Source organism: Pirellulales bacterium (assembly GCA_019694455.1).
Classification (GTDB): Bacteria; Planctomycetota; Planctomycetia; order Pirellulales; family JAEUIK01; genus JAIBBY01.
Map to the genome: position 1 here is coordinate 1 of JAIBBY010000086.1, position 10,733 is coordinate 10,733.

At 62.3% G+C, this 10,733-nt stretch carries 10 protein-coding genes; 6 read left to right on the forward strand and 4 right to left on the reverse strand.

Going from position 1 to position 10,733, the window contains the following annotated elements:
* Both K1X71_20125 and rnk read left to right on the forward strand, forming a co-directional pair.
* On the forward strand, nucleotides 1-1,029 hold a 1,029-nt coding region (locus K1X71_20125), incomplete at its 5' end, for a WD40 repeat domain-containing protein (GenBank protein ID MBX7075456.1).
* A 128-nt stretch (nucleotides 1,030-1,157) separates the two neighbouring features.
* Nucleotides 1,158-1,571, forward strand: a complete 414-nt coding sequence (gene rnk, locus K1X71_20130; GenBank protein ID MBX7075457.1) for a nucleoside diphosphate kinase regulator — start codon at nucleotides 1,158-1,160, stop codon at nucleotides 1,569-1,571.
* A gap of 3 nt (nucleotides 1,572-1,574) precedes the next feature.
* On the opposite strand, the gene K1X71_20135 is transcribed toward rnk, so the two are convergent.
* A complete protein-coding gene (locus K1X71_20135; GenBank protein MBX7075458.1) occupies nucleotides 1,575-2,900 on the reverse strand; it encodes a DUF1501 domain-containing protein in 1,326 nt (441 codons plus the stop codon).
* Nucleotides 2,901-3,427: 527 nt separating this feature from the next.
* Between K1X71_20135 and K1X71_20140 the strand changes: the two genes are divergently transcribed.
* The 4 genes from K1X71_20140 (at nucleotide 3,428) to K1X71_20155 (ending at nucleotide 8,298) form a co-directional block, all read left to right on the forward strand.
* The gene (locus K1X71_20140; GenBank protein ID MBX7075459.1) at nucleotides 3,428-6,376 is read left to right on the forward strand and encodes a hypothetical protein; all 2,949 of its coding nucleotides are present in this window, start codon (nucleotides 3,428-3,430) and stop codon (nucleotides 6,374-6,376) included.
* 33 nt (nucleotides 6,377-6,409) lie between these two features.
* Entirely contained in the window at nucleotides 6,410-7,186 is a 777-nt protein-coding gene (locus K1X71_20145; GenBank protein MBX7075460.1) for a phytanoyl-CoA dioxygenase family protein, read from the forward strand.
* A gap of 17 nt (nucleotides 7,187-7,203) precedes the next feature.
* On the forward strand, nucleotides 7,204-7,911 hold the full coding sequence (locus K1X71_20150) for a PTS sugar transporter subunit IIA (GenBank protein MBX7075461.1): 708 nt from the start codon (nucleotides 7,204-7,206) through the stop codon (nucleotides 7,909-7,911).
* A gap of 63 nt (nucleotides 7,912-7,974) precedes the next feature.
* Nucleotides 7,975-8,298, forward strand: a complete 324-nt coding sequence (locus K1X71_20155; GenBank protein ID MBX7075462.1) for a DUF1805 domain-containing protein — start codon at nucleotides 7,975-7,977, stop codon at nucleotides 8,296-8,298.
* A 105-nt stretch (nucleotides 8,299-8,403) separates the two neighbouring features.
* On the opposite strand, the gene K1X71_20160 is transcribed toward K1X71_20155, so the two are convergent.
* The 3 genes from K1X71_20160 to K1X71_20170 form a co-directional block, all read right to left on the reverse strand.
* The gene (locus K1X71_20160; protein ID MBX7075463.1) at nucleotides 8,404-9,345 is read right to left on the reverse strand and encodes a hypothetical protein; all 942 of its coding nucleotides are present in this window, start codon (nucleotides 9,343-9,345) and stop codon (nucleotides 8,404-8,406) included.
* 257 nt (nucleotides 9,346-9,602) lie between these two features.
* A complete protein-coding gene (locus tag K1X71_20165; protein MBX7075464.1) occupies nucleotides 9,603-10,067 on the reverse strand; it encodes a hypothetical protein in 465 nt (154 codons plus the stop codon).
* Between the two features lie 109 nt (nucleotides 10,068-10,176).
* The gene (locus tag K1X71_20170; protein ID MBX7075465.1) at nucleotides 10,177-10,605 is read right to left on the reverse strand and encodes a hypothetical protein; all 429 of its coding nucleotides are present in this window, start codon (nucleotides 10,603-10,605) and stop codon (nucleotides 10,177-10,179) included.
* Nucleotides 10,606-10,733: the final 128 nt, after the last annotated feature.

The window sequence follows — 10,733 nt, forward strand, 5'->3', positions numbered from 1 at the left end:
AAAGAGAGCTTCGACAAGTCCGCGGCGATCGCCGACAGCATCCCCGCCCAGCTTGCCGCCGCCGAGGCCGAAGCGGCCAAGCAGGCCCTTCCCGTGCGCGCCTTGGCGTTTTCGCCCAACAATCTTTTGCTCGTCGCCGGCGGCGACGACGCGGTGATCCGCGCCTACCGCGCGGACGACGGCGCCGCGTTCGAAACCTTCGCCGCCCATCAGGGCGCCGTGTCGTCGCTTGGCTTCGCCGCCGACGGCGCCTTGATCTCGACCAGCGCCGACGCCACCGCGCGCTCCTGGGATCTCGACCCCGTATGGGTCTATGCCGGACAAATCGGCCCCCCCAGCGATCAGCCGACGAATCTCGAAGCGTCCGCCATCGCCGATCGCGTGCTCGCGCTGTCGTTCTCGCCTGATGGTCAACTGTTGGCCACTGGCGGCGGACAACCCTCGCGCGCGGGCGAAGTCAAGATCTGGAACGTCGCCAATCGATCCCTCGTTCGCGAACTGCCCGAGGCGCACAGCGACACCGTGCTGGGGCTAAAGTTCTCCCCCGACGGCACACAACTTGCCACCTGCGGTTCCGATAAATTTGTGCGCGTATTCGATATCGCCAGCGGCGCGCTAATTCGCTCTTTTGAAGGACACACGCATCATGTGCTCGGCGTGGCCTGGCGTGCTGATGGCAAGGTGCTGGCTAGCTCGGGCGCCGACGGCGTCGTGAAGGTGTGGAATCTGGAGACCGGCGAACAGCAGCGAACCATTGCCGGATTTGGCAAGGAGGTGACATCGGTCAACTTCATTGGCACGAGTCCCATGACGCTCGCCTCGTCCGGCGACAAGACTGTGCGGCAACACAACACCAACGATGGCGCCAACCCGCTTAACTTTGGCGGCGCGACCGATTTCCTCTATTCCGCCTGCGTCACCGCCGATGGTCAAAGGGTTGTGGCTGGTGGCCAAGACAGTGTGCTCCGCGTCTGGACTGTCGCCGACGGCAAGCAAATCCTCGCGCTGGAGCCGCCTGCGGCGAAGTAGCCTTCACGCGGGCGCGCCTGGCATTTGCTCGCAGTATCAAAAGCTTGACTCTCCCGATATAATTCCCAGTCAGAGCATGTAGATCGCGCCGCGCTTGGTCCGGCGTTTTCCTGTCAGAGAGTTTCATCATGGCTCGCAAGATCATTGTCACCGAACTTGACCGAACCAGGCTGGGAACCTTGCTTGAGAAGGCGGTCAACGTCGAATTAGTGGAGCGCCGCTATTTGCAAGATCTGAGCCGTGAACTCGAGCGCGCCGAAACCGTCGCGCCGACCGACGTGCCGCCCGATGTGATTACCATGAATTCCACCGCGCGCGTCCGCGAAATCGAGAGCGGCGACGTGTACGACTATACGCTCGTCTATCCCGAGCAGGCCGATGTCGAGCGTCAACGCATCTCGGTCCTCTCGCCGGTCGGCACCGCGCTCATCGGCTATCGCGTGGGCGACGTCATTGAGTGGCCAGTCCCCGCCGGCAAGGTGCAGCTCAAAGTCGAAGAAGTGCTATACCAGCCAGAGCGCGAGGGCGACTTCAATCGCTAACACTCAGATCAGCTCTTCAATCAACCGGCGATCCTCCAGCACATAACGCGGCCGGCCAGACAAATCCTCAAACGTCTGAGCTGGGTCGATGCCCAGGTGGCGGTAGACCATCGCCAACACGTGCTCCGGTCGATACGGTTGCTCGACCGGAGTTTCGCCCTTGCGATTGGAGTTGCCGACGATTTGTCCCACCCGCAGGCCGCCCCCTGCCAGCAGCACGCTCATCACGGCGCCCCAATGATCGCGACCGGCGTTTTTGTTCACGCGCGGCGTACGGCCAAATTCGCCCATGGCCACCACCAGCACGTCGCGATCCATACCCCGGTCATACAGATCGTTCACCAAGGCCGCCATGCCGCAATCGTAAGCTGGCCCCTTTTGACGCATGCGCTTATTGATGTCTTGATGGTCGTCCCATCCCGGCACGCGCACGGTGACAAAGGTCACGCCCGCCTCCACCAAGCGCCGCGCCAAGAGCATGCTTTGACCGACGGCGTTGCGCCCATAGCGATCGCGCGTGCGCGGATCTTCGGCATGTATGTCGAACGCCTCTCGCGCGCGGCGACCGGTCACCATCTCAAACGCCTGCCCGGTGAAGTCGTCCATCGCGCTGGTCACGCCATGATTGTCCACCACGCGGCTGCCGCGATCGAGCGAGGCCAATAGCGCGCGCCGCTGACGTAGCCGCTTTCCGCTGAGGCTTTTCGCAAGTTCAAGATTATTGATGCGAAAGTTCGGCCGGTTGGGGTCGCTGCCGGTCACAAACGGGTTGTACGCCTTGCCGAGATAGGCCGCCGTGCCCGAACGCATGGCCTGCGGAATCGCTACATAAGCCGGCGTCCCCTGTTGGTTGCTGCCGCACATCCGCGCGGCCAGCGCGCCGGCGCACGGCATTTCGTTTTCGCGATTCTGTCGGTCGCGCAAATAGTAGCCGGTTTGCACCAGATGCGAAGAAGTCTCGTGCGACGACGAATTGTGATGAATCGATCGCACAATCGCCAATCGCCGCATCGCGCTGGCCTGCCGCGGCATCAATTCACTGAACCGCACGCCGGCGATGCTCGTCGCAATGCTGCTCAAGGGGCCGCGGTATTCGCGCGGCGCCTCGGGCTTGGGATCGTACGTCTCAAAATGCGAAGGGCCACCTGCCAACTCGACAAAGATCACGCTCGCCGCGCTGTTGGTCGGCCGCGCCTCGCCGGCTTGCGACTTCAGTCGCAGCCATTGCGCCAACGAGAGTTGCCCGAGCCCAAGAAACCCTGCCTGCAAAAGCGTTCGGCGACCGATGCCCTCTAGTTCGCAGTCTTCATCCGCCAACCAGTTAATCATTGCTTCACCCTGAAACTTTTGGTGAGCAGACAGTGGCGATCTAGGAATTTGCGCTGATAGTTTGTTTGCCGCTCAGCGACATGCCCGCAAGTCTAAATTCATCGCGCCGAATCAGTCAATCGAAATCCACAGCGCACAACTGCGCTACAGTGCGCCTATTGTTCGATTTAGGGTTTCGGTATTGCGCGCCGTCGCTATAATTTCAGCGTCATTCTGAGTCCCTGTGCTTGCGCATGCCAGCGCACCTAGCACTTCGCCAGTTATCGGGACTCAGTGCATTCATCTCGCGCGAACGTTCGGTTTCGAACCGCAGCAGCAATCAACTACGTCCAGCTCGGTAGTCGATCGACGCCAAGATCGCTTGCCCTGGACATGTGCTGCGACCGACGTGAGCATGATGCCGACAGCGACCAGGGGTTCAAGAATACGGAGATTCCCCCTTGTCGTTTTCACAACGATCCAAGTCGTTGCGCGCGCGCCGACTTTCTCTGATTCCTCGCTCCGAACGCCTCGAGCTTCGTCGGCTGATGGCCGCCGACTTGGAATTTGGCGCTGACGTAGCCGAAGTGTCCACGATCGCGGTCGCCGCGACCGACCACCAACACGAAGGCGAACATGCCGAGTTGCAATGGCTCGACGATTCACTTCGTCTGCCCGGCGAACTGCCGCACTTCTATGTAGGCCACCACGACGCCAACAGCGGCGATTGGTACCCAGACGTCGCCGCCATGCCCACCGTAGTCGCGCCGGTCGGACACTCGCTCTGGAGCAACTGGGCCTCGAATCTCACAGCCAACGATGTTGTCTATATCCCCGCCGGTTCGCATGTGGTCTACGACGCCGACTCGTCCAACACCTTCAAGGCAATTGGCGTCGCCGGCACGCTCGAGTTCGCCATCGATCGCTCAACCAAGCTGACCGTCGGCACCATCCTCATTTACCCCGAAGGAGGTTTCTACGTCGGCGTCACCGAGTCGGGCCAGCGCCCCGCCCAGCCTGTTCGCACGACGGTCGTCTTCGACGGCGTCGTCAATACGACGCAGGATCCCACGCAAATGACCGTTGGCCTGATCGCCACGGGGGGCAAGGTCCATATCGAAGGCGACGCAGTGCAAACCGCCTTCGCCGAACTAGCCGCGCCCGCCGCCGCGGGCACCCAGACCTTGCAATTCGCCGTCGCGCCCGATTGGCAACCGGGTGATCGATTAGTCTTGGCCGATACCCAAGTGGGCGGCCAGGCCAAGAACTTCCAAGCGCAATGGGAAGAAGTCGCGGTCGCCGCGGTGGATGGCGGCATGGTGCGGCTCACGGCGCCTTTGCAGTATGCCCATGTGGGCTATGTGGGGCAGATTTCGCGCAATATCGTCTTCCGCTCCGCCGATGGCGCCGGCACGGCCAATCAGTCGCGCGGACACTTGCTGTTCGCCGGCGACACACAGGTGACGGTGCGTAGCGCCGCGTTCGTCAATCTGGGCCGCACCAAAGCCGAGCCAATTAGCGACACCCGTCGCGGCGCCAATGGCCAGGTCATCCTCGACGACCAAGGCCAGCCTGTCCTCGGCACAAATCAGCGCGGCCGCTATAACTTGCACGCGCATCACCTCACCGAGGCCGCTGTCTTCGAAAACATCGTGATCGACGGCGCGCTCAAATGGGGTTTGGCCTTGCACGGCACGTATAGCGAAATTCGCGATAGCGTGGCGGTGCGCTTCGAGGGCGCCGCCTTCGTCAGCGAAGATGGCAACGAGATCGGCGTCGTGGAGCGAAATCTCACGATCGGCACCGGCGGCGGCACCGGCATTGCAGACAATGTGATTGTCAACGCCTCTCCCGGCGAAGCCAAGAACAATAGCTTTGGACACGGCGGGTTCGGGTTTTGGTTCGCCAGCCCGCTCATGCACGTGCGCGACAACGTGGCAGCGGGGCAATATCGAGTCGATGGATTCGCTTATTGGCTCTTCGGTCGCGAAGGAATGCGCCTGCCGGTCGTCGCCGGCGCCAACCCCGACGCGCTGGTTGGCATATCCGCCAATGTCCTGGCCGGCAAGAACTTCAACCCCAGTTATCAACCGGTGGTTGAGTTCGCCCGCAATCGCGCCGATGTCGCGCTAGGTCACGGCTTCGTCTCCTACTACAGCAACGCCAATCGCTGGGCGGTTGATCAGTTTCATGCGAACATTCGCAGCCTCAACGGCAAGGGAGTACATTTCTACTATTCTGCCCCGCGAACCTATCCACGCGCTGACAACCAGTCGATCATCAACTCCGTGCTGATTGGCCCCTACGCCCTGGGACTCGATCCCAGTGCGGCGCCGGCCCGCCCTTATCCGGCCTGGCAAGGCCAACTGTCGTTGGGCATCGACGGCGACCCGACCGGCGCCACCCCGATCGTGCATGTGCGCGATTCGCAAATCGTCGGCTTCTACGACGGCATCATCACGTCGCGCGGCGGCATGGACATCGAACGTGTCCATCTGCAGAACTTCCGCAACATTGGTGTGCCGTACTCTGTCTTCCCGAGCGTGCAGGTCAACATCATCGACGTCACCTACGCCGATCTCTCCAACGCTCAGCATCCGCAAGAACTCATTTATCTCGACGATGACGTCACCTATTACGTGAAGTCGGTGCGAGACAACAACAACGTCAATCGCCTCAACACATGGTTGACCAGCCGCACGGAAGTACGGGTCTACAACCACAACGGCACGGAGCGCGACTTTCAGTTGTACTTCGAGCCGCAACGCCCTGACTATGTCATTCCCATTTTGGAAATGACGAATCAGCAGGCGCAAGATCGATACGGCATCTCCATCGGCGATGCGCTGGCGCCGGATGGCCGCGAACCGCAAGTCGTGGGGCGCGTCGGCCCGATTCAGCCCATCCTGCCCGGAATTCGCTACAATCCCGCCGTTTCCACCAAGCCTGATTTGAATCTGGAATATGTGGTCAAGCACAGCTATGGCGCCGGCGATCCCCCCGCGGTTCGCTTCACGGAAGCCATTACCTTGCAGCCCGGGCTCAACTTTATTACGCGCGAAATTCCCTACGAAGGAAGCGTCTACAAAAAGACCTTCGTCATCTGGGGCCAATTTCCCGGCGCCGTTCGCGGCGATGCCGATGGCAACCAGCGTGTGGACTACAACGATTTTCAAATCTGGCTCCGCAACGCCCAGAATCTCTCGGGCACTGCCACGCTGAGTCAAGGCGACTTTAGCGGCGATGGCAATGTCGACCTGACCGACTTGCAAATCTGGGTCGATGAGTTTCTGAAGATGCGCAACGGCGGCGCCGCGCAGTCGACATCGGTCGCCCAGGCGCCGTCCATGGCGGCGGCATTGCCAACCGAAACTACGGCTCTGCCCGCAGCGACGCCGATCGCTAAATGGGCCTCGCCCCATAGCGCCGCCGTCGATGAGTTGTTTTCCGCCGCGGAGCCGTGGCCTCGCCGCCGGAGTTTGACAGGCGGAGTTTGAGCATCCGCGTCCGATCGGATACGCTCAAGCGTCATGCTGACCGACGAACAAGTCGCAGAATACCATGAGCGCGGTTACGTCATCGCCCCCGGTGTCCTGACGGGCGACGAAGTTGCCGCGCTGCGCGCCGAGGTCGACGCCATGTGGCGCCGCTGCGGCGAGGGCGCGCTGTCGCAGAACACTCATTTTCGCGGCGTCAGAAAAATGAGCACACTGCGCGACCCTCAGCTCCACTCCGCGCTCTTCATGCGTTGCCTTACTCACCCGAGTCTGACGAGCCGCATGGCGCAGCTCGTGGGGCCCAACGTGCAGTTGCACCACTGCAAGATCAATGTCAAAACGCGCGATGACGCCGCTGTTTTCCCCCTCCATCAAGACTATCCCTACTTTCCCCACCAGCAACATTCCGTCTGCACCGTGTTGGTGCATCTGACCGACACCACTAGCGACCGCGGCTGTTTTCGCGCCGTGCCCGGCGTGCGACTACCTTTGCCGCACATCGACGACGACGGCCACATCCTCGATCCGCAAGAATGGCCGCTCGAACGTGGCGAGGAGCTGCCCGGTAGAGCCGGGGACGTGGTCTTCATGAACTACCTCGTGCCCCACGGCTCCAACCTGAACCAAACCGACGAGCCACGCGTGCTCTGGATCATTCAAGTGCGCGCGGCGGAAGACCGCCCGATCGAACAGCCAATAGGCACGCGCCAACCCACGGCGCCGGGCAATCGACCCTCTCAAGGCGCCATGCTGCGCGGCGTGAATCCCGATTTTTCCTGGACCGCCAGCGGCGGCAGCAGCCGTTTATAACCCACAATGGGGCGCTCATGGCCGACGACGACTTTAACATCGAATCGCTCGCGGCTTACCTGCATCTCGGCGCCGCATTAGTGCAGCGCATGGCTGATCGCGGTCAGATTCCCGGACGCAAAGTGGCCGGCGCCTGGCGCTTCTCGCAGGGCGAAATCCATCCATGGCTAGAGGCTCGTATTGGCGCCTTGGACGACGAAGAGTTGCATCGCCTCGAAGGCTCGCTGCAGCGCTCTCCGCGCGGCGTCGATCTGCCGGTTTCGATCGTCGATTTGCTGCCACGCGAAGCAATCGCGCTACCGCTTGCCGCGCGCACGCGCAGTTCCGTCATCCACTCGATGGTCGAACTAGCCGCCCAAACGGGCTGGCTCTGGGACCCCGATACAATGGCCGACGCCATTCGCTCGCGCGAGGATATGGCGCCCACCGCGCTCGACAATGGCGTCGCGCTCTTGCATCCACGGCGTCCGATGCCGGCGATCCTCGCTCAGCCCTTTCTCGCCTTTGGCCGCACCGATCAACGGCTTCCCTTCGCGGTCGGCCGCCGCGTCATGACTGACCTTTATTTCTTGATTCTTTCGGTCGACGACACCCACCATCTGCAAACACTCGCGCGACTCAGTCGACATCTCGCCATCCCCGGATTTCTCGACCAGCTCCGCGCCGCGTCAGACTCGGAAGCCCTGCTCCAGCTCTTTCGCGACACGGCGCCCGATGTGGTCTAATTGGGCGCCGGACCTTCAATGGCCGTGTTCACTTAGCGTTCTATCGAACGGAGATTGCCACGCATGGCACTGCCTAGCTCCAACCAACGCGTGCTCGAAACACCGCATGGCCAGGCCCTCGGCTCCAGCTTTCGTTGGTCGAGCGGACAGTATTGCGCCATCCACACCGATCGCGGCTTCGTCGGATGCGGCATCTACGATGTCAACATCGCGGGCGAGTTCGGCATTGCGGTCGCGATCGCGCGTGGCACACTGCAAAAACCGCTGTGCGAACCCGAGGATCTGTACGACGCCAAAATCGTCGAGGTGAGCGAGCCCGCCCGTCGGCTAGGCATCACGCCCGGCATGACCGGTCTCGAGGCGGTGAGCGTGCTGCTGAAAAGTTGATTGCGAAGCCGGCCAAAAGGAGCGAGCCACCGGAACTCAGCGCTCCGATGGCTCGTGTTGCTAAATGGTCGTATTGGCTACGTCAGCTGATGTGCCTGCTGCAACCTAACGCGAGGGGCGCCAGCCGCCGTCGTCGATCGTCGACACCGGACGCGCCACCGTGTGCGTGGTCCGCTCCAACGAGGCAAAGCGATCGCTCGCGCCGCGGCGCGTGGTGCGTGAATCGGGCGAGACGATATTTGGACCCGTCGTCGGGTTCGCCTCACCGCGATTCTCCACCTCTGGAGTCGGGTGCAGCCGCTCTTCTTCCTGAACCTTTTGTTGTGGCTCAGATTGCGCTGGCGCCGTCGCCGCGGGGGTTGGCTGATCCGCATAGGTGCTTGGTGTGGATGTCGCGGGCGGCAACGTTGGCGCTGCGGTACCACTGGGCACTGCGGTCGGCGCCGGCGCGTACGTCGTACCAGGCGAGTAACTCCCCGCTGGCGGCGTGTAGCTGGAACTGGGCGCCGCATAGCTGGGAGTCGCGTAAGTCGTCGTCGGCGCGGCAACGGCCGATCCACCACAGCAGCTCGAGGTCGCGCTAGCGGCCGGCGCCGCGTAGCTCACCGCGGCGCTCGTGGCATAGGCCGTGGTCACCGGCGTGTAATAACTGGTCGACGCCACCGGCAGCGCGTTCGAGTACACCAACCGATAGCTCGTGTACGGCGCATACTGCGTTTGCGTCTGATAGGTGGTCACCGGCACGTACGTCGTGTTCGACGTGCCGCACAGGCCGCAACTGGTCACCGGCCGATACGTCGTCACGGGCACAGCCACCTGCTGCACTCGATAGCTGGTTTGCGGCACATAAGCTACCGTCTGCCGACAAGGGTCGCACGACGGCGCCATGGCCACCGCTGGCGTCACCACCGGCGGTGCTGGGGCCGCGGCCACCGCTGTGCCGCCGCAGCAACCGCGAAACCATTTCCAAAACGCTTGGCTCTCGTTCGGCGCCAAACAGCAAGCGCTCGCTACGAGCGTCGCCAGTCCGAATCGTCGCATCGTCATCTTCATACTCTCCCGTGCTGGCTCTCGTTGGATCATCAAAGTGGTCGCGTCATGAGGTGGCTCAGCATGCGCTTGCTACCCATGCAAAGCGCATACCCGAGCTTGGTGTGCGTCGTGCGCGTTGTATCTCTTGAAAAGCTTACAAAAGATTAGCGTACGGATTCAAACGCTTGGCGAACATTATCCACGAGTCGCCGGCGCCAGCGGGCCGCGCAGTCGCTACAGCCGTCATAGCTTGACAGCCCCCGGGGTTCTAACTATTCCCCGCGCCGCCGTGCCTCAAAACGATCGTAGAGCGCAAACAACGACTCGCGCAGGTCCCCCCCGTTGGCAGCCATGATCGAATGCAGGTCCATCGGGTCGATGACAAACTGGTCGCCCGCCAACGCGCGCGCCACATCGGCGGCCAACTCCGGCGTCATGCGCGTCGCGTAGAGCGTCGGCAGCCCCTGCGATCCATGCGCGGTTACCAGCAGCCTGGCGCCTTGCCGCCAGCGCCAATAGCGAAGTTGCGCGCGCGCCAGCCAGCCGAGTTGTTCATAGCCATCGATGATGACCAATCGCGGCGACAATGCTCGTAGCGCTGGCCAATCGCCTGGCATCGTTCGCTGACCATCGCGTAATGTTACTAGAGTGACGCGCTCGCCGCGCCGCGCCAGTTCGCGCGCTAGCGACGCCAGCAACGTCGACTTGCCGCTGCCGTGCGGGCCGACAATCTGCATCGTCGCAGGCCCCTTCGTCCAACGATCGCATAGCGCGGCGATGGAGTCGCCATCCGCAAAGCGGTATTCCAACACGCCCGGTCGCAGGCGCTGTGCCGAAAATGGGTTCTCAATAGACAAGCGTCGGCGCCGGAACTTCGCTCCCCGTGGCGGGGGGAGCATGAACATGCCCTAAATAGAAGTGGCGGTCGTGCGTCACCTGCTCGCCGCCCGCCAGGAAGTATCGCACCCGCGCGCACCAGCCGATCTTCACAATCACCCCGTCATAGCTCAGCGGGCTCGCGGGCAACATCGTCTCAAAGCGCGCGGGTTCGCCGGCGTCGATCGCGTCGCCCCCCGCCGCGTCGAACCGCTGAAAGTAATGCACACCCAGGTCTTCGTCTCCTTTGCCCGAGGTGCGCCAAAGCACAGACACCTCGGCGGCGATCACCAGTTCGTCGCGCGCGCGTTCTAGTCGGTATTGTCCCACGAGCGCTTCCCCCGGCCGAAAGTGGTCGGAGTGGTGTGGAAACTCGATTGCCACCCTCGCGTCGCTCATCCCGTAGACCTCCCTTCCGGTATGACGATCACCGGAAACTTCCGCTCAAACGTCCGCGAGCCTGACTCGCCGCGCACCAAAATCTTCCATTCGATCGCGTTATGCGCCGATCGAAATGAGTGCATGGC